The organism is Rhodococcus sp. ARC_M12 (assembly GCF_022810385.1).
GTDB lineage: Bacteria > Actinomycetota > Actinomycetes > Mycobacteriales > Mycobacteriaceae > Rhodococcoides > Rhodococcoides navarretei.
The window spans coordinates 183,260-201,325 of the sequence record NZ_JALGQI010000006.1; the positions used below are offsets into that span (position 1 = coordinate 183,260).

Annotated in this window: 18 protein-coding genes and 1 riboswitch; of the genes, 12 read left to right on the plus strand and 6 right to left on the minus strand. The window is 65.2% G+C overall.

From position 1 onward, the window contains the following. Positions 1–17: 17 nt before the first annotated feature. Complete coding sequence (locus MTX35_RS10010) at positions 18–1,166, minus strand: homoserine O-acetyltransferase (protein ID WP_374230273.1); 1,149 nt, start codon at positions 1,164–1,166, stop codon at positions 18–20. Continuing rightward, positions 1,160–2,509: a bifunctional o-acetylhomoserine/o-acetylserine sulfhydrylase gene (locus tag MTX35_RS10015; RefSeq protein WP_243594811.1), complete on the minus strand. Its 1,350-nt coding sequence runs from the start codon at positions 2,507–2,509 to the stop codon at positions 1,160–1,162. Before MTX35_RS10015 ends, MTX35_RS10010 begins: the two co-directional genes overlap by 7 nt. 171 nt (positions 2,510–2,680) lie before the next feature. Next, positions 2,681–2,803, minus strand: a riboswitch (SAM riboswitch). 339 nt (positions 2,804–3,142) lie between these two features. On the opposite strand from MTX35_RS10015, the gene MTX35_RS10020 reads away from it, so the two are divergent. The 10 genes from MTX35_RS10020 (at position 3,143) to yhjD (ending at position 12,364) form a co-directional block, all read left to right on the plus strand. Continuing rightward, complete coding sequence (locus MTX35_RS10020) at positions 3,143–4,282, plus strand: MFS transporter (protein ID WP_243594886.1); 1,140 nt, start codon at positions 3,143–3,145, stop codon at positions 4,280–4,282. A 133-nt stretch (positions 4,283–4,415) separates the two neighbouring features. After that, a complete protein-coding gene (locus MTX35_RS10025; protein WP_243594812.1) occupies positions 4,416–5,090 on the plus strand; it encodes a response regulator transcription factor in 675 nt (224 codons plus the stop codon). Further along, positions 5,087–6,061 carry a HAMP domain-containing sensor histidine kinase gene (locus MTX35_RS10030; protein WP_243594813.1) on the plus strand — a complete coding sequence of 325 codons (975 nt, stop codon included), beginning with the start codon at positions 5,087–5,089 and terminating at the stop codon, positions 6,059–6,061. Before MTX35_RS10025 ends, MTX35_RS10030 begins: the two co-directional genes overlap by 4 nt. An 87-nt stretch (positions 6,062–6,148) precedes the next feature. After that, positions 6,149–7,579, plus strand: a complete 1,431-nt coding sequence (locus tag MTX35_RS10035) for a DUF4153 domain-containing protein (RefSeq protein WP_243594814.1) — start codon at positions 6,149–6,151, stop codon at positions 7,577–7,579. A 40-nt stretch (positions 7,580–7,619) separates the two neighbouring features. Continuing rightward, positions 7,620–7,904 carry a DUF6412 domain-containing protein gene (locus MTX35_RS10040; protein WP_243594815.1) on the plus strand — a complete coding sequence of 95 codons (285 nt, stop codon included), beginning with the start codon at positions 7,620–7,622 and terminating at the stop codon, positions 7,902–7,904. A gap of 62 nt (positions 7,905–7,966) precedes the next feature. Continuing rightward, a complete protein-coding gene (locus MTX35_RS10045; RefSeq protein ID WP_243594816.1) occupies positions 7,967–8,305 on the plus strand; it encodes a DUF6412 domain-containing protein in 339 nt (112 codons plus the stop codon). 63 nt (positions 8,306–8,368) lie between these two features. Then, positions 8,369–9,271, plus strand: a complete 903-nt coding sequence (yidC, locus tag MTX35_RS10050) for a membrane protein insertase YidC (RefSeq protein ID WP_243594817.1) — start codon at positions 8,369–8,371, stop codon at positions 9,269–9,271. Positions 9,272–9,399: 128 nt separating this feature from the next. Next, a complete protein-coding gene (locus MTX35_RS10055) occupies positions 9,400–10,146 on the plus strand; it encodes an exodeoxyribonuclease III (protein ID WP_279395831.1) in 747 nt (248 codons plus the stop codon). Between the two features lie 43 nt (positions 10,147–10,189). After that, the gene (gene trpS / locus MTX35_RS10060) at positions 10,190–11,230 is read left to right on the plus strand and encodes a tryptophan--tRNA ligase (RefSeq protein WP_243594819.1); all 1,041 of its coding nucleotides are present in this window, start codon (positions 10,190–10,192) and stop codon (positions 11,228–11,230) included. 114 nt (positions 11,231–11,344) lie between these two features. Then, a complete protein-coding gene (gene yhjD / locus MTX35_RS10065) occupies positions 11,345–12,364 on the plus strand; it encodes an inner membrane protein YhjD (protein WP_243594820.1) in 1,020 nt (339 codons plus the stop codon). On the opposite strand, the gene MTX35_RS10070 is transcribed toward yhjD, so the two are convergent. Then, entirely contained in the window at positions 12,365–13,675 is a 1,311-nt protein-coding gene (locus tag MTX35_RS10070; protein WP_243594821.1) for a D-alanyl-D-alanine carboxypeptidase family protein, read from the minus strand. A gap of 255 nt (positions 13,676–13,930) precedes the next feature. On the opposite strand from MTX35_RS10070, the gene MTX35_RS10075 reads away from it, so the two are divergent. Next, entirely contained in the window at positions 13,931–14,359 is a 429-nt protein-coding gene (locus MTX35_RS10075; protein ID WP_243594822.1) for a hypothetical protein, read from the plus strand. Positions 14,360–14,393: 34 nt separating this feature from the next. Here the strand turns inward: MTX35_RS10075 and MTX35_RS10080 are convergent, their stop codons facing one another. Genes MTX35_RS10080 through MTX35_RS10090 form a run of 3 tightly spaced genes read right to left on the minus strand, consistent with a single transcriptional unit; the run spans position 14,394 to position 16,846 of the window. Then, the gene (locus MTX35_RS10080; RefSeq protein ID WP_243594823.1) at positions 14,394–15,056 is read right to left on the minus strand and encodes a response regulator transcription factor; all 663 of its coding nucleotides are present in this window, start codon (positions 15,054–15,056) and stop codon (positions 14,394–14,396) included. Continuing rightward, positions 15,041–16,510, minus strand: a complete 1,470-nt coding sequence (locus MTX35_RS10085; RefSeq protein ID WP_243594824.1) for a HAMP domain-containing sensor histidine kinase — start codon at positions 16,508–16,510, stop codon at positions 15,041–15,043. The genes MTX35_RS10080 and MTX35_RS10085 overlap by 16 nt, the downstream gene beginning before the upstream one ends. A gap of 24 nt (positions 16,511–16,534) precedes the next feature. Beyond that, the gene (locus MTX35_RS10090; RefSeq protein ID WP_243594825.1) at positions 16,535–16,846 is read right to left on the minus strand and encodes a hypothetical protein; all 312 of its coding nucleotides are present in this window, start codon (positions 16,844–16,846) and stop codon (positions 16,535–16,537) included. A gap of 214 nt (positions 16,847–17,060) precedes the next feature. On the opposite strand from MTX35_RS10090, the gene MTX35_RS10095 reads away from it, so the two are divergent. Then, positions 17,061–18,053, plus strand: coding sequence for a substrate-binding domain-containing protein (locus tag MTX35_RS10095; RefSeq protein WP_243594826.1), 993 nt, complete (start codon positions 17,061–17,063; stop codon positions 18,051–18,053). The last annotated feature ends 13 nt before the right edge of the window (positions 18,054–18,066 follow it).

Sequence of the window (18,066 nt, forward strand, 5' to 3'; positions counted from 1 at the left end):
GCCGGACAAGAGTGGCGTCAGCGTCGTCCGAGGCGGGCCAGCTCCATCGTCTCGGCGAGCAGCTTCGCCACCGAATCGGCCTCGGTGAGGAAGCCGTCGTGTCCGTCACGAGACTGGATCACTTCGAGTCCGCGGCACTGGGGGAGTTCGCGAGCGATCTCCTTCTGCAGTCGAAGCGGATACAGCCGATCGGAATCGACTCCGCCGACGATGGTCGGAACAGCTGTGGACGCAAGGGCTTCGGCCACTCCGCCGCGGCCGCGGCCCACATCGTGGCGGTTCATCGCCTCGCTGAGCAGGACGTACGTCGCAGCGTCGAACCGGTTGACGAGCTTGGCAGCCTGATGCTCGAGGTAGCTCTGTGCGGAGTATCTGCCACCGGCCCACGGGTCTTCGTCGTTCTGCGGTGAGTTTGCGAACCTGATGTCGAGTTCGCTCTCGGTCCGGTACGTCAGGTGCGCGATGCGCCGAGCGATGCCGAGTCCGGCCGTCGGCGAGGTGCCGGTGTCGTGATAGTTGCCACCGAGCCATCCTGGATCTGCCTTGATCGCGGCGATTTGAGTTGTCTGTGTACCGATCTGGTCGGCAGTTGCCCTGGCACCGACCGCGAGGACCAACGCGGCAGCCACTCGGTCGGGATGGCCCACGATCCATTCGAGTGTGCGCATCCCGCCCATCGAGCCGCCGACGACGGCTGCGAACCGCTCGATTCCGAGGACGTCGGCCACAGCCGCCTCGGCAGCGACCTGATCGCGGATGGAGATGTCCGGAAAGCGAGACCCGTAGGGCATTCCGTCGGGAGAGACGCTGCTCGGGCCCGTGGTCCCGCCGCAGCCGCCGAGCACGTTGGTTGCCACGACGCACCACTCGTCGGTGTCGATGGGGCAGCCGGGCCCGACCATTCCGTTCCACCAACCTGGCAGAGCGTGATCGGCGTCCGGCGGACCGGACACATGCGAGTCCCCGGTGAGGGCGTGTTCGACCAGCACGACGTTGCTGCGGTCGGTGGCGAGTTCGCCCCACCGCTGCACCGCGACGGTGACCTCGGGGATTCGAGCGCCGTTCTCGAGATCGAGACCGCCGATGTCGATGGTTCCCAACCGCCCGTCCGGAGACGGAAGAACCGCCTCCGGACGAACGCCTGTGTCGCAGCTGTGACTCAAGATGCCGCCGCGCTGAATCCGACCTCGAGATCGGCGATGATGTCGTCGATTCCTTCGATGCCCACGGCGAGACGCACCAGGCCGGGAGTGACGCCCGATGCCAGTTGCTCTTCGGGGGTCAGCTGGGAATGCGTGGTGGATGCGGGGTGGATGACGAGTGAACGCACGTCTCCGATGTTAGCGACATGGCTGTGCAGGGTCAGAGCGTCGACGAACTTCTTACCCGCGTCCACACCACCCTGCAGCTCGAACGCGATGATCGCGCCCTGGCCCTTCGGCAACAATTCCTGCCCGCGCTGGTACCAGGGGGACGATTCGAGTCCGGCGTAGTTGATCGAGACGACATCCTCGCGTCCGGCGAGGAAGGCTGCCACCTTCTGAGCGTTCGCCACATGCCGCTCGATCCGCAGGCTCAATGTCTCCAGACCCTGACTGATGAGGAAGGCGTTGAACGGCGAGACCGCGGCACCGATGTCACGCAACAGTTGAACGCGTGCCTTCAATGCGAACGCGGGCGCACCCAGATCGGCGAACACGACGCCGTGGTAGCTGGGATCCGCGGTGGTGAAGTTGGGATGACGGCCCTGCGTCCAATCGAAGGTGCCACCGTCGACGATGACGCCCGCGATGGCCGTTCCGTGCCCGCCGAGGTACTTCGTCGCCGAGTGCACCACGATGTCGGCACCGTGCTTCAGCGGCTGCAACAGGTACGGCGTCGCCACGGTGTTGTCCACGATCAGCGGGATGCCGTTCTCGTGGGCCACTGCCGAGATCCCCGGGATATCGAGAATGTCGTTTTTCGGGTTGGAGATCGACTCGCCGTAGAAGGCCTTGGTCGACGGAGTGATCGCGGCGCGCCACTGCTCGAGGTCGTCGGGATCGTCGACGAACGAGACGGTGATGCCCAGCTTGGGGAGTGTGTAGTGGAACAGGTTGTACGTGCCGCCGTAGAGGCGCGGGCTCGAGACGATGTGGTCGCCTGCTTCCGCGAGGTTGAGAATCGCGAAAGTTTCGGCGGCTTGACCCGACGCCACCAGTAGTGCCGCAACGCCGCCCTCCAGTGCGGCGATGCGCTGCTCGACGACATCCTGCGTGGGGTTGATGATGCGGGTGTAGATGTTGCCCGGCTCGGCGAGACCGAACAGTGCGGCCGCGTGATCGGTGTTGTCGAACGTGTACGAGGTGGTCTGGTAGATCGGCAACGCGCGAGCGTTCGTGGTGCCGTCCGGGGTCTGACCGGAGTGGATCTGCTTGGTCTCGAAGCTCCACTCGGCCGAGGGGTCCGTGAACGGATCCTCGGTGGGAGCTCCGGTGGCGTCGACGACGTCTGGGGTCGAATCGGTCATGGCTGGTGATACTCCGTTTTCTGAGACGAGTCTGTCTAAGACGAATCGAATGTCGAATGAAGCTCGAGAAGTCGAGCGCTACGGGGCGTATCGGTACAGCAACACATGAGAGAACCTCCTGACAGGCTTCGGACCCTGAGGACCGAAGGTTCAGTGGGTCCGCTTCCTGCGGACCCGCGCTTGTCGATCCGGCACTGACGTGCCGGATCGGCCTGGTCGTTCACCCGGGGCACCCCACCGCGGTTGGAGGGTTGCCGGCCAGCAAGCCGGGGCTCGATGCTGGCACTCATGACCTGGCGAAGATCTTAGCGGGTACGGCAGTGCCGCAGAAAGAAGGGCTCGGATAGAGCTTGAGCAGATGCTCTGGTGAGCACAATCACCACACGGAAACTCGAAAGCTCGTCGATTCGAGGAAGACAATGGACTGCAGGCGCGTTCCCTACGGGGTCGTGCCACCGTCGCGGTCGCTCGCCGACCCGATGTTCTTGCTCGTTTCCCCTTGATGCATACGAAGGTAGTACCGCTGTGACTGTCACCGATTCCGCTCTGTCCCGAGTCAGCGCTGTGCGCGGCAAGGTGTCGAGTGGCCTGAGTGTCAGTCATCGACCGCACTCGACCCGCCGCAAGCTCGCGATGTTGGCGCTGTCCATCGGCGGATTCGGGATCGGTACCACGGAGTTCGCGTCGATGGGACTGCTGCCGGACATCGCGACGACGATGGGGATCTCCGAGCCCTCCGCGGGCCACATGATCTCCGCGTACGCGCTCGGTGTGGTCGTCGGAGCACCGACCATCGCGGCCCTGGCTGCTCGCGTTCCGCGCCGGATGTTGCTGCTGGCACTGATGGTGGCATTCACCCTCGGCAACCTCGGCACCGTCTTCGCACCCAGCTTCAACGAGTTGGTGGCCTCGCGGTTCGTCGCAGGTCTGCCTCACGGTGCGTACTTCGGTGTGGCGGTCCTCGTGGCTGCCCACCTCGCCGAACCGGGCAAGCGAGCCAAGGCCGTCGCGATGGTGATGATGGGACTCTCGGTGGCCAACGTCGTCGGCGTGCCGGTGGCGACCTGGATCGGGCAGGCGCTGGGATGGCGCAGTGCATTCACTCTCGTGGCGGTCATCGGTGCCCTCACCGTCGCCGCACTCGTCCTCTGGATGCCACGACTCGACGCCATGCCGACCACCAGTCCCATCACCGAGCTGGGCGCACTGCGCCGCAGCCAGGTGTGGATGACCCTGTTCGTGGGCATCGTCGGATTCGGTGGCATGTTCGCGGTGTACACGTACATCGCGTCGACTCTGACCGACGTCGCCGGTCTCGCCCGCGCGCTCGTTCCGGTCGCCCTGATGATCTACGGACTCGGAATGGTCGCCGGAAACTATGCAGGCGGATGGCTCGCCGACCGGTACCAGCTCAAGGGCACCTTCGTCGGCCTGGCCGCAACGGCCGTGTCCCTGGCCGCGTTCGTGGTGGCGGCACACAACCCGGTGACCGCGCTGCTTCTCGTCTTCCTGATCGGGGCATCCGGCTCGTCGGTGGTCCCCGGGCTACAGACTCGTCTGATGGATGTTGCGGAGGACGCTCAGACGCTCGCCGCGTCGCTCAACCACGCAGCGTTCAACCTGGCCAACGCCATCGGAGCGGCAGTCGGTGGAGCCGTGATCGCCGCAGGCTTCGGCTACACGGCACCTGCCGCCGTCGGCTCGGGCCTGGCGGTGGCCGGTCTCGGTGTGCTGGCAACCGCCATGTGGATGGACAAGCGTTCCGCAGCATAGAAGCGCCCAGAGCCCAGTGGCGTAGGGCCGGTCACCGTATCCCGACGCGATGTAGAACTTCGGCCCCAACCTTCACCGAACCTCCACATTTCCCGACGGGCTCCTCCACGTGCGCCCTCTAGGGTCAGTTCTCATGAGCCGCACAGTTCTTGTCGTCGACGACGAGCCCACGATCTCCGAGGCCGTCGCCGCTCGGCTGCGCGGCGAGGGGTACGAGGTCGTCACCGCCGCCGACGGCCCGTCTGCCGTCGACGCGTGCGCCCGGATCGACCCCGACGTGGTGGTGCTCGATCTGATGCTGCCCGGGTTCGACGGGCTCGAAGTGTGCCGCCGTATCCAGGCCTCCCGCCCGGTCCCGGTGCTGATGTTGACCGCCAAGTCCGACGAGACGGACATGCTCGTCGGCCTGGGCGTCGGCGCGGACGACTACCTGGGTAAGCCGTTCAGTATGCGCGAGTTGGTCGCTCGCGTGCATGCCCTGGTTCGGCGTGCCGAGCGTTCGGTGGCTGCAGAACCCCACGCGGTTCGAGTCGGTGACGTGCAGATCGATCACCGGGAACGGCGGGTGACCAATTCCTCCGGTGACATTCACTTGACCAGAACAGAATTCGACATTCTCGCCTATCTTGCCGCTCGGCCGCGCACTGCGGTCTCGCGGGAAACGCTGCTGTCGGAACTGTGGGGCTGGGACGATTCGGCCAGCAGTAGGACGGTCGATTCTCACGTGAAAGCGTTGCGTCGCAAACTCGGTGGCGAGCTCATCCGCACCGTGCACGGCGTGGGCTACGCCGTGGAGTCGCCGCGATGACGCGCATGCTGCCGCGCCCGTTGGATCCGTTGCGGTCGTTCAAGCTCAAGGTCTCGCTCGTCGTGGGCATCGTGCTGGTGCTCGCGAGCGTCGTCTTCTGGATCGGGGCGGGCTGGCAATTTCGCTACACCCTCCTTGCCGCGCTCGTCGTGTCCTTGGCCGCAACACAATTCGTCGCCCACGGGATGACGTCACCGCTGCGCGAGATGACTTCGGCCGCCACAGCGATGGCGCGAGGCGACTATTCGACGCGAGTGCGGGCAACGTCCAAGGACGAGGTGGGCGAGCTCGCGACGGCGTTCAACACCATGGCGAGTGATCTGGAAGCCGCCGAGAAGTACCGCCGCGAACTCATCGGCAACGTCTCGCACGAGTTGAAGACGCCCATCGCTGCCCTGCGTGCCGTGCTCGAGAACATGGTCGACGGGGTGACCGACGCGAATCCCGCGACGCTGTCGGTGGCGCTGCGCCAAACCGAAAGACTCGGAGATCTGGTCAGCGAACTGCTCGACCTGTCGCGGGTGGAGGGCGGTGTGCTCACCATTGCCCCGGAGGAGTTCGCGGTGCGGCAATTCCTCGAGGATGCGACGGCCGTCCACCGAGAACGAGTGTCGATCGTCGTCTCGCCGGGTGATTCGACCGTCGTGGCCGACCGATCTCGCATGACACAGGTGATCACCAACCTCGTCGACAACGCCGTGCGGCATTCGCCCCATTCGAGCACCGTGACGCTGCGGGCCCATCGAATCGGCGGAGCGTATGCATTCGACGTCGTCGACCAGGGCCCAGGCATCACGCTCGCCGATCGCCATGCGGTGTTCGACCGATTCACTCGCGGCGGATCCACCGATGGCGGAACAGGTCTGGGCCTCGGCATCGCCCGCTGGGCCACCGAACTGCACGGCGGAACCATCGAAGTTCTCGACAGCGAAGTCGGCTGCCACATCAGAGTGGCCATCCCCGAGCACTGACTCTCTCGATCCACCCGAACCGCGACTGTACGTCCCCGGACCGCAGCCGCCGACCTTCCATGCCCGAAACACAGAAAAGGAAGCGCCATGACCACGATCGACACTCCGATTCATCCGACAGCGAAGCACGGTCACTCTATGTGGGGTCCTCGCACCTGGCCGGTGTTGCGGTATGCGCGGGCCCCCCGTGTGGTGCTCCTCGGGTCCGCTGTTGCCGGGCTCATCGGAGCAGTGACGTTGGTGGACAACACGTTCGGTGTGCTGATCACCGCCCTGGCCTTCGTGATCGTTGTGCTCGCAGCGCGCCGCGGCAGGCTCTCGGGGTGGGAATGGGCAGGGGTGACAGGAGTGCTGGCACTGGCGAGCGTGTCTGCGCTGCGAGCGGCCGAGTGGATCGTGACGATGTCGACGACACTCGCCATCGTGGTCGCAGTGGTGGTGCTCTCCCGTGCCTGGACGTGGACGGGAATCGCACTCGGCGGTCTACTACCGGTGTTTCTGCCGGTGCGCGTGGCTCGGTGGACCCGACGCGGAGCCGGTTCGATCGATCTGGAGGGGCCACGGCCGGTGCGGATCGGCATGGTCTCCATTGTCACGATCGCGCTCCTCGTCGTGTTCGCAGCGTTGTTCGGTGCGGCCGACAAGCGTTTCTCGGATGCATTGGGCGCGGTGACACCCGAGTTCGATGCCGCGTCGATCGCCGGTCGTATTCTCGTCTTCGTGCTCACCGCAGCAGGTGCGCTCGCCGTCGCCTACGTCGCGCTGCATCCGCCTCGGTTCGATCGCCTCGCACCGTCGCCGCGTCGAACACTGCAGTTGTGGGAGTGGATGGTTCCCCTCGGGGCGGTGGTGGCTCTGTTCGTTGTGTTCGTCGGGTTCCAGGTGCCCACGCTGTTCGGCGGGCAGGGGCACGTCCGCACCACCGAGGGGCTGACCAATGCCGAATACGCCCGGCAGGGCTTCTGGCAATTGCTCGCGGTCACGGTATTGACACTGCTCGTCATCGCGGTCACGGTCGCGAAGGCTCGGCGAGAAGACCGGGGAGATCGAATTGCGTTGCGGGCGTTGCTCGGAGCGCTGTGCCTGCTGTCGTTGGTGATCGTTGCGTCGGCCCTGCATCGAATGTCGTTGTACGAGCAGCAGTACGGCTACACGACGCTGAGGTTGTTCGTCACGGCCGTCGAGTGGTGGCTGGCATCGGTGTTCGTACTGGTTCTGGCGTCGGGCGTGCGGATGTCGGGGCGCTGGCTACCGAGAGCTGTGGGAGTCGGTGCGGTTCTCACCGTGCTCGCGCTGGCGGCTCTGAATCCGGATGCGTACATCGCACGGCACAACGTGGAGCGATTCGAGCAGACCGGACGTATCGATGTCTTCTATCTGAGTGGGTTGTCGTCCGACGCCGACGCGGAACTGGATCGATTGCCAGACTTCACGCGAGCGTGTGTACAAGGCCGCGGCGTGGTGCGAGTGGGCAACACATGGCAGTGGTGCACAGACCCGTCGATATCTGTACCCTGAGCAACGACTCGGGTTCGGTGACACGTCAGGGAGGTGCGGGATGAGATATCAGAGCATGGTCGTCACGTCGCTGCTTCTCGTGTCGCTGTACCTGACGATGCCGACCGCAACCGCAGACTTGGCGCTGATCCTCGTCGCGGCGCTGGCAACGCTGATGGTGCTCGCGCACCGGGTCGATGTGCCGGCACTGCTGCGCCTACTGCCGAATGTCGGCCCCACCGCAGAGGAACGCCACCGTCGAGGTGCGTTCCGGCGTCAACATCGCCCGGATGCTCCGGGCCGCCCGCAACCCCGCGCACCCGGTGCACTGGTGGGGGCACTGTAACTCGAAAGTTCCCCCACGCCTTCGCAACCCGTTGTCCGCGAGGCTGTGACAAGGAACCGAAGATGCTCGACTCTCGAACCCTTCACCTGGCAATTCGACGCTACGCCGGGACGATGGTCGGCGTCCTGGCCGTCCTGCTCGTCGTCTTCGCCGTCGTCGACGCCCAACCCGCCGCACAGATAGCGATGTTCGGTGCGCTGGTCGCGGCATCCCTGGTCGTGCTCGGTGCGCCGTCCGACCTCGCCGTGATCGCACCGCTGTCGTCGTGCGCTGCAGGCGCGGACGGGCGGCGACTTCGGGGATCGTTCCGCAGGCAACAGCAACCCGATGCGCCAGGTCGCCCCATGCCCAGAGCCCCCGGTCCGGTCCGTGGACCGGACCGGTGGCTCCAGGTCTCCTGAGCCACTGCGAGATCCGGTCGAGACGCCAACCGACCGACTTCTCTCACAGTGAGGTGCTCCACCATGCTCGATTTCGTCTACTATCCCGTATCCGCGGTGTTGTGGTTCTGGCACAGAGTCTTCGGGTCCGTGTTCGGCCCCGACAACGGGTTCGCCTGGGCCCTGGCGGTGATATTCCTGGTCTTCACGTTGCGCTTGCTGCTGATCAAGCCGTTCGTCAGTCAGATTCGTTCTCAGCTCGCCATGAAAAGACTCCAACCACAGATCAAGGCCGTACAGAAGAAGTACTCGGGGGACCGTGCTCGGCAGGCAGCCGAGATGCGGAAGTTGCAGCAGGAACACGGTTTCAACCCCCTGATGGGGTGCCTGCCCCTGCTGGCGCAGGGCCCGGTTTTCATCGGTCTGCTGCACGTGCTGCGCTCGTTCAACCGAACCGGAACCGGATTCGGTCATCTCGGTATGACGGCGCAGGAGAATGCGAACACCGCGAACTACGTCTTCAGCGCCGCCGATGTGCAGTCCTTCCTCGACGCACGGCTCTTCGGTGCGCCGATCTCGGCTGCCGTCAACAGTTCTCGGGAGGTGCTCGAGGCCTTCGGTCCGTTCGGGGGAGTGCCGTCGGTGTGGAGCATCGCGTTCGTTGCGGTCCCTCTGATGATCGTCGCTGCGGTGGCCACGCACCTGAACTCGCGGGCGTCCGTCGCCCGGCAGGACGCAGCGGCGCTCGCCAACCCACAGACCGCGATCATGAACAAGCTCGTGCTCTGGGTGTTCCCGGCAGGCGTGCTCGTCGGTGGGCCGGTGCTTCCGGTCGCGGTGTTGCTGTACTGGGTGAGCAACAACATCTGGACCTACGCCCAGCAGCACCTCGTCTACCGACGCATCGACCGAGAACCGGTGGTAGTGCCGGAGGTGACATCGGTGGTCACCGCGCCCAAGCCCGGGGCCAAGCCCAGGCGTCGGTGACGGGCCAGTGCCGCCCACCGGAAGGCGGCCCGCCGTCTGTCGGGGGGGGCTCCGCTACCGTCGTCGGCGTGCCGATCACTGTTTCCACTGTCAACGTCAACGGAATTCGCGCAGCTGTTCGTAAGGGCATGTTGCCGTGGCTCGAGGCCACCGATGCCGACGTCATCTGCCTGCAGGAAACCCGTGCCAACGACGGGGAACTGACCAAGGCGCTGGCCCCGGCCCTCGATGCGGGCTGGCACCTGGCCTCGGCCGAGCCGTCCGCGAAAGGACGCAACGGGGTGGCCTTGCTGTCGAAGGCGGCTCCCGATGCGATTCGCACCGGCATCGGGGCCGCCGAATTCGCCGATGCCGGTCGCTACATCGAAGGCGACTTCGGCGATATCACCGTCGCGAGTCTGTACCTGCCCTCGGGCGAGGTGGGCACCGAGCGTCAGGACGAGAAGGAACGCTTCATGGCGGCGTTCGCGAAGTACCTGGCCAAGACGGCCAAGGCAGCGAAGTCCGACGACCGGGACGTGGTGGTGTGCGGCGATTGGAACATCGCCCACACCGAGGCCGATCTCAAGGCTTGGAAGACCAACCGCAAGAACTCCGGCTTCCTGCCCGAGGAACGCGAGTGGGTGACGCGATTGCTCGCCGAGAAGGCTCCCTGGACCGACGTCGTACGGGCGCTGCACCCGGACGTCGACGGTCCGTACAGCTGGTGGTCCTACCGCGGCAAGGCCTTCGACAACGACGCCGGCTGGCGGATCGACTATCAGTTGGCCACCAGTGATCTGGCCGAGCGCGCCAAGGAAGCGAACACGGAGCGGGCCGAGGCGTACGACCAGCGGTGGTCCGATCACGCTCCGGTGACAGTGCGCTACCGCTAGAGCCAGGAAGTGGGCATCGATGGGGTCGTGAAAAGATTGCGGTATGTCTTCTTCCGACTCCATCGACACTCCGCAGGGTCCGCGTCGGCGGGTGCTCTCCGGCATCCAACCGACTGCCGATTCGTTCCATCTCGGTAACTACCTGGGTGCGGTGCGGAACTGGGTGGAGTTGCAGGACGAGTTCGACGCGTTCTACTTCATCCCGGACCTGCATGCGATCACCGTTCCGCAGGATCCCAAGGAGCTTCGTCGCCGCACCCGAGTGGCCGCGGCGCAGTTGCTCGCGGTGGGAATCGATCCGGAGAAGTCGACGCTGTTCGTGCAGAGTCAGGTGCCCGAGCATGCGCAGTTGGCGTGGGTTCTGAACTGCATCACCGGGTTCGGCGAAGCGGCGCGGATGACGCAGTTCAAGGACAAGTCCGCCAAGCAAGGTCGCGATCACACGAGCGTCGGTCTGTTCACCTACCCGATTCTGCAGGCCGCCGATATCCTTCTCTACCGGCCGAATCTGGTACCCGTGGGCGAGGATCAGCGGCAACACCTCGAGTTGACTCGTGATCTGGCGCAGCGTTTCAACACTCGGTTCAAGAAGACGTTCGTCGTGCCCGATGCGCACATCATCAAGGGCACTGCGAAGATCTTCGATCTGCAGGATCCCTCCGCGAAGATGAGTAAGTCCACGTCGAATCCGGCGGGCATCGTCAACATTCTCGACGACCCGAAGGTGTCGGCGAAGAAGATTCGCTCGGCGGTGACCGACAACGAACGCGACATCGTGTTCGATACCGAGAACAAGGCGGGGGTCAGTAATCTGCTGGTCATCCAGTCTGCCTTGTCAGGTACGAGTATCGAGGATCTCGTGGCCGGCTACGCGGGTAAGGGATACGGCGACCTCAAGTCCGACACCGCGGACGTCCTGACCGAATTCGTAGTTCCATTGCGCGAGCGGATGGACGGCTTCATGTCCGACGTCGCCGAACTCGATCGCATCCTCGCGGCCGGTGCGGATCGAGCCAGGGAAGTTGCGGGTCGAACGCTTGCTCAGGTCTACGACCGGGTGGGTTTCCTGCCGCCCGGTGCATAGCATCTACGGCACACTGAGTTTCGTCGTGCTGCGTTTCGGCAAGAAGTACTTCGAGGCGCAGCACCGCGGTGACACGATCCGACAGCAGGCGACGACAGCGAGAAGGTGAGTGCCATGCCAGATTTCAAGGCCATGCTCGACGACCGGCGCAACCGGTGGCCGTGGCTCGATCACACCGTCGTTGCGGCGCAGCGATATCAGGGTCAGAAGGGCGACTACTACGCGGCAGGCATGACGTATTTCAGTGTGCTGGCGTTGTTCCCGCTGCTGATGGTCGCCTTTGCGGTCGCCGGTTTCGTGCTGGCGAGTCAGCCCGAGTGGCTTGCCGAGATCCAGTCCCAGGTTGCCGAGAACGTGCCCGGCAGCTTCGGTGAGACCATTAGTTCGTTGATCGAGACGGCCATCGAATCGCGGACGAGCGTCGGCATCATCGGTCTGCTCGGCGCTCTGTACGCAGGTCTCGGATGGATCGCCAACCTGCGGGAGGCACTGACCGCCATGTGGGAGAGCCAGCACGAGCAGGGCGGTTTTCTCGCGACCAAGGCAAAGGACTTCGCCGCGTTGCTCGGGCTGGGCACTGCACTGGTGTTGTCGCTCGCGCTCTCGGCGCTTGCCGGTGGTGATGTGATGCGCAGCATTCTCGAGTGGGCCAATCTCGACTCCGTTCCGGGAGTCGGTATCGCACTGCGTGTGTTCTCGATTCTCCTGGCATTGGCGGGCACGTGGGCGTTGTTCACCTGGGTGATCTCGCGGCTGCCGCGCGAGCCCGTGTCGTGGCGCAGTGCAGCCAAAGGTGCTCTGCTGGCCGCCGTCGGGTTCGAGATCTTCAAGCAGCTCGGTGCCATCTACCTGGCGTCGGTGACGAGTGGCCCCGCTGGCGTGGTGTTCGGACCGATCATCGGTCTGCTGGTGTTCGTCTTCACGACGTCACGGCTGGTGCTGTTCTCCACGGCGTTCGCTGCGACGACTCGCGAAAGCCTCGCAGAAGCGCATGTTCCGGCACCGGAACCGGCCGTGATCAACACCAGGGTCGAGGTCAGCGAAGGACCGGGCGTGACGGGCGGGCTGGCGCTGGTGGGTGCCGGTGCCCTCGCTGCACTCGGTGTCGCGGGATTGCGCAACAGACGCCGCTGATCAACGGTTGCGCGAAAGCCGTCGAGCTCCCCACAGCAGCCCGATCACCACGATCGAACCGATGACACCTATCGCGATGCGCACGACGGTGTCGCCTTGAGCCTGCATCTCGGACTGGCGGGAGCTCGACCCCGAGGCCGATGCGGGCGGCTGGGCCAGAGTCGGCGTGGCCTCGGGCGCGCGTGTGCTCGTCACCGCGGACGTCGACTGCGGCTCCACGAGTTCGCCTACGCCGCGGCTCGAATCGAGCGCGAACCCGTAGTCCAACAGGCGGGCCGCTTGCTCCCACGGCCGGATCGGCAGCACATCGCCTTTCACGATCGTCACGACGAGACGTCGACCGCCCCGCTCAGCTCCTGCGACGAATGTCTGGCGAGCATCGTCGGTGTACCCGGTTTTGCCGCCGAGTGCTCCCTCGTAGTTGTAGAGCAGCTGATTGTCGTTCGAGAGGGTGAACCCGGGCCGGTCTTGGTCGTCCGGGATCGTAGGATCCCTCGGGTAGCCGGGAAACTGAACGGTCTCGGTCGAAATCAGTTGCGCGAAGGTCGGATTACGCATGGCCGCTCGGTAGATGAGGGCCAGATCGTAGGCCGAGCTCGCCATGCCGGGACCGTCGAGACCCGACGGCGTGGCGGTGCGAGTGTCGAGTGCACCCAGTTCGGCAGCCGTGGCATTCATCTTCTCCACCGTGGCCGCGTCTCCGCCCAGCTGCCTCGACAACGCATGCGCTGCATCGTTTCCCGAGGCCATCACCAGACCCTGCATCAATTGAAGATTGGTGTAGACGCCGTTCTTTCCGATGCCGACGGCACTGCCCTCCGCATCGGCATCCTCGGCGGTCGCGGTGATCTGGGTACTCAGGTCCAGCTCGTTCAGAGCGACGATCGCGAGGAGCACCTTGATGGTGCTCGCCGGACGGTGCCTCCCGTGCGGATCCTTGGCGGCCAGAACGGAACCGGAGTCCATGTCGGCCACCACGAAGCCGGTGGCCGAGATATCCGCAGGCAGTGGGGGAGCACCGTCCGGTAGCACTGCGCCGCACTCGGCGAGTCGATCGCCGCCGACGGCCTCTGCGGGGATCGGAAGCGGCTGCGGAGCAGTGCTTCCCGGTGCAGGGACCTCGGACAGGTCGATCGCAGGGGGAGGCGACGCCGCGAACGGGCAGCTGTCGGTGTCGGGCGTCGTGAACGGCGGTGTCGTCGTCGCGACGGGTGGCTCGGCGGCAGGCTGTGCGAGAGCCGGTCCACTACCGATGCCGACGAGGACCATCGACACCGCCGATACGGCCACGCACACTCTGATCCTTTTCATCGCGAATCACCATAGGCTCTCGGGGGTCGGTCGACGTGGCGACCCACCGGCGAGCATCACTCCAACGACCGCTCCGGTTCTGGTCTCGACATCGTCGCCGGCAACGGCCGACTGTCGACCCTCGCGTCGCGGCACCCGCCCGAATCCAGTATGAGAACTCGCTCATGTTGTGCTCCTTCGCTTCTCACGTTCGACCGCCATCGTTGAGTCATCACCGAAACGGTGGCCCACAGAACCCGGATCGAAGGAGCAGTCATGAGAATGCCAGGAAAGTTCTTGATCGTCGGCGCAGCAGCCGTTGTCGTCACTCTCGGAAGCGTCGGCGCACTCGCGATCGCCGACGACGACCCCACGCAGCAGCGGCCGTCCTCGATCTCGGTGGAACAGCGGCAGCCTGTCGCCGATCCGGTTCCTGTCCAGCCGGCAGTCCCAGCGCAGCCGCCGGCTCCGACGCAGATCCCTGACGACCGCTACGACGACTGGGACGACCGCAACGACGATTGGGATGACCGCAGCGACGACCTGAACGGTCGTGACGACGACGATTGGGACGACCGGAACGATCGTGACGACGATTGGGACGACCGGAACGATGATGACGACGACAACGACAACGACAACGACGACGACAACGACAACGACGACGACAACGATCTGGACGACGACAACGGCCGGGACGACTGAGACCGGTGAGCGGCGTCGGCCCGGCCGACGCCGCTCATTTTTCCGACAGCCGGTATCCCATTCCGCGAACGGTATCGATTTTTTCGGCACCGAATTTCGCTCGTAGATAGCGGACGTAGACGTCGACGACATTGGAGCCCGGGTCGAAGTCGTAGCCCCACACCTGCGACAGGAGTTGTTCCCGCGAGAGGACCTGGCCGGGGTGTCGCATGAAGGTCTCGGCCAGGGCGAACTCGCGGGCCGAGAGGTCGACGGTCCGGTCTGCGACCACTGCTCGCCGGGTACGCAGGTCGAGGGTGAGGTCACCGACGGTGAGCTGGGTGGTGTCGACGGTTCGCTTGGTGCCCAGGCGAACTCGGATACGCGCGAGCAGTTCCTCGAATCGGAACGGCTTGGCCATGTAGTCGTCGGCACCGGTCTCGAGACCGGACACCACGTCCTGGACGCTGTCGCGGGCGGTCAACACGATCACCGGTATCTCGCAGTGCTCTCCACGCAACCGCTGCAGTACCTCGAAGCCGTCCATGATCGGCAGACCGATGTCGAGTACCACCAGATCGAAGTCACCACTGCGGGCGTGTTCGTACGCGGATCTGCCGTCGGAGACCGTCGTCGTGCTGAAACCGCTCGCTCGCAACCCCTTGTGCACGAACGAGGCGATACGAGGTTCGTCTTCGGCGATCAGGATGCGGGCCATGGTCGATCCTTCTGCGGAGGTAGGGAATCGGTCAGTGGAATCGTGATGGTGAACGTGGCCCCGTGCCCGGGTGCGCTGCCGACACTCACCCGTCCTCGGTGGGCCTCTGCGATGGCGGTGACGATGGACAATCCGAGCCCCGCGCCCTCGGTGCGTCTGGTTCCGTTTCGACCGCGGGCGAAGCGCTCGAAGATTCTTTCCTGCTCGTCGCGCTCGATTCCCGGGCCCGAGTCGGTGACCCAGAACCGGATATCGCCGTCGGACAGTTGTGAACCGATACCGATGCGGCTGCCGGGCATCGTGTGGTGAGTGGCGTTGTCCGCCAACGCCAGCAGTGCCTGGGTCAGTCGTTGTGCGTCGATCGGCGCGTGGACGGTTGCGCTCGCCTCCAGCACCCATTCCCGGTCGGCGAGGGTGGTCACCTTGTCGAACACGCTTCGAGTGAGCGCGTCGACATCGGTGTCCACGGGCGTGACGAAGCTCGTCTGGTCGGCCCGGGTGAGCAGCAACAAGTCGGCGACGAGTCGGTTCATCCGATCGAGTTCGTCGTCGACGAGCGCGACGGTATCGCGAACGTCGACGGGGTCGTCGTGGTCGAGCACGTCGAGATGACCGCGGACGATGGTGATGGGAGTGCGGAGTTCGTGGCCTGCGTCGTCGAGGAATCGACGTTGGCTCGCCGCGCCGGACTCGAGCCGGTCGAGCATCGAGTTCAGCGTGTCGATCAGGGCTCCTATGTCGTCGCCTCGACCCGTCGTTCTGGCGTCGGTGATTCGGCCGGACAGGTCGGTCTCGGTGATCGTTCTGGCGGTGGCGGTGATGTGTCTGATCGGCGACATGATGCGGCCCGCGACGAACCACGCCCCCACTGCCGCCAGCACCGAGGTGACGCCGCCGACGACGAGCATCAGAGTCGCGGTCTCGTTCGCCGAGGCGCGTTCCTGGTCGGCGAAGTAGGCGGCGACCACGACCCCGGTCACCGGGTCGCCCGCCAGGGAGACCGGTACCGCGAGGTACACCACCTCACCTGCCGCGCTCGAATACGAACCCTCCACCGGCGCGGTGACGGTGCCGACCTCGGCGGTGAAGCCGGTGTCGTCGGAGAGACGCACCGGTGCCTGCTGCCTGCTCTGCACGGCGAACGTACCGTCCACGTAGCCCAGGAATTTCTCGTTGGGCCGGGCGAGGTTGTAGGTGATCACCACGCGGAGCACGTCGTCGATGTCGTCGAACGGTGCACCGGTTCCCGGATCGACGCCTGCGTCGGTGAGGGTGGTGAACTCGGCGATCTCGGTGCGCAGCGATTCGCGCATGCGATTGTCGGTCGCACGGATCATGAGCAGCCAGGTGGTGACGGTGACGGCTGCCAGAGATGCCAGCACCAGCAGAAGGACCCACGAGAGGATGCGGCTTCGGGCGCTCGTCGGGCGTAGGGCGAGCAGTCGCGTCCGCATCACGTGGTCGGTCTCGCAGCGGAGTCAGTCGTCGTCGTCATCGTCATCCCAGTCGTCGTCGAAATCATCGTCCCAGTCGGCAGGAGGCAGCGGCGGTGGGGGCACGAATCCGTCCGGTGCCACCGGCTGTGGCGCGGTGGTCGGCGCGGGTTCGCCCGGTACCGGTGCCGGGGGAACGGGTTGCGGGGTACCCGGGGCGGATTGCGTGGGTGCGGCGGGTGCGACGATGGGTGCGGGCAACGGGGTCTGCTCGCCCGTCGATCGCGTCGTCAGCAAGGCCGTGACGAGTACGGCGAGCGTGAGCAGTCCCAGGGCCGAGACGATGATGGTTCGCACACAGCCGAGTCTGACGACGATGGATTGTGGCTACGTGAATCCGAGATGAGAGTTCTCTCATGTCGTCCGAGGTCCGATGGTGCGCACACGGTTTCCTCGACCGACGAATAATCGTCGAAGATGCGTGACAGGTACCCATCGTTTCTTACAGTGATCAAGTCGGCGGGTCGGATTCGTCGGTGTTCGACAGCCGGTTGTTGGAAAGGGAAGTGCAATGAAGGTTCGGCAAAGGCGCGGGCCGATCGCGGTATGCGCGGTCGCGGCACTGACTCTCGCTGCCTGTTCGAGCACCGGTGGTGCTCCTCGGTCGTCCGACGACGGGAGCAACGCGGGCGTCGCCGACACGCCGTCGGCGACGATCGCGATGATCACGCACGAGGTTCCCGGCGACACCTTCTGGGATCTGGTTCGCAAGGGTGCCGAGGCCGCGGCGGCCAAGGACAACATCGAGCTGCGCTACTCCGCAGATCCCGAAGCACCCAACCAGGCCAACCTCGTCCAGAGTGCGATCGACTCGAAAGTCGACGGAATCGCGGTCACTCTGGCCAAACCCGACGCGATGGCACCCGCCGTCGAGGCAGCGACCGCCGCGGGCATCCCGGTCGTCGCGTTCAATTCCGGCTACGACTCCTGGAAGGACATGGGAGTCCAGCAGTACTTCGGTCAGGACGAGACCATCGCCGGACAGGCCGCCGGGGCTCGCCTCACCGAGGACGGTGCACGCAAGACTCTGTGCATCATCCAGGAGCAGGGTGCCGTGGCACTCGAGGCGCGCTGTGCAGGCGTGAACCAGGGCTTCGGAGGTACCACCGAGATCCTCAACGTCAACAGCAAGGACATGCCGTCCGTCGAGTCGACCATCACCGCCAAGCTGCAGCAGGACCCGACCATCGACCACGTCATCGCGCTGGCCGCTCCGATCGCGCTGACCGCGGTGCAGTCCAAGAACAATGCGGGCAGCGACGCCACGATCGTCACCTTCGACACCAACGCTGCACTCGTCGATGCGATCGAGTCCGGTGATGTGGCGTGGGCCATCGATCAGCAGCCCTACCTGCAGGGTTACCTGGCCATCGACTCGTTGTGGCTCTATCTCAACAACGGCAACACGATCGGCGGCGGCACCCCGGTGCTGACCGGGCCCGCGTTCATCGATTCGACCAACATCGACGCGGTCGCCGAGTACGCCCGCAACGGCACGCGCTGAGTACGTCGCTTCG

Coding starts and splice junctions, on each gene's coding strand:
- MTX35_RS10015 (WP_243594811.1), bottom strand. CDS start 2,509: ATGACCGATTCGACCCCAGACGTCGTCGACGCCACCGGAGCTCCCACC.
- MTX35_RS10020 (WP_243594886.1), top strand. CDS start 3,143: ATGTTGGCGCTGTCCATCGGCGGATTCGGGATCGGTACCACGGAGTTC.
- MTX35_RS10025 (WP_243594812.1), top strand. CDS start 4,416: ATGAGCCGCACAGTTCTTGTCGTCGACGACGAGCCCACGATCTCCGAG.
- MTX35_RS10030 (WP_243594813.1), top strand. CDS start 5,087: ATGACGCGCATGCTGCCGCGCCCGTTGGATCCGTTGCGGTCGTTCAAG.
- MTX35_RS10035 (WP_243594814.1), top strand. CDS start 6,149: ATGACCACGATCGACACTCCGATTCATCCGACAGCGAAGCACGGTCAC.
- MTX35_RS10040 (WP_243594815.1), top strand. CDS start 7,620: ATGAGATATCAGAGCATGGTCGTCACGTCGCTGCTTCTCGTGTCGCTG.
- MTX35_RS10045 (WP_243594816.1), top strand. CDS start 7,967: ATGCTCGACTCTCGAACCCTTCACCTGGCAATTCGACGCTACGCCGGG.
- yidC (WP_243594817.1), top strand. CDS start 8,369: ATGCTCGATTTCGTCTACTATCCCGTATCCGCGGTGTTGTGGTTCTGG.
- MTX35_RS10055 (WP_279395831.1), top strand. CDS start 9,400: ATGTTGCCGTGGCTCGAGGCCACCGATGCCGACGTCATCTGCCTGCAG.
- trpS (WP_243594819.1), top strand. CDS start 10,190: ATGTCTTCTTCCGACTCCATCGACACTCCGCAGGGTCCGCGTCGGCGG.
- yhjD (WP_243594820.1), top strand. CDS start 11,345: ATGCCAGATTTCAAGGCCATGCTCGACGACCGGCGCAACCGGTGGCCG.
- MTX35_RS10070 (WP_243594821.1), bottom strand. CDS start 13,675: ATGAAAAGGATCAGAGTGTGCGTGGCCGTATCGGCGGTGTCGATGGTC.
- MTX35_RS10075 (WP_243594822.1), top strand. CDS start 13,931: ATGAGAATGCCAGGAAAGTTCTTGATCGTCGGCGCAGCAGCCGTTGTC.
- MTX35_RS10080 (WP_243594823.1), bottom strand. CDS start 15,056: ATGGCCCGCATCCTGATCGCCGAAGACGAACCTCGTATCGCCTCGTTC.
- MTX35_RS10085 (WP_243594824.1), bottom strand. CDS start 16,510: ATGCGGACGCGACTGCTCGCCCTACGCCCGACGAGCGCCCGAAGCCGC.
- MTX35_RS10095 (WP_243594826.1), top strand. CDS start 17,061: ATGAAGGTTCGGCAAAGGCGCGGGCCGATCGCGGTATGCGCGGTCGCG.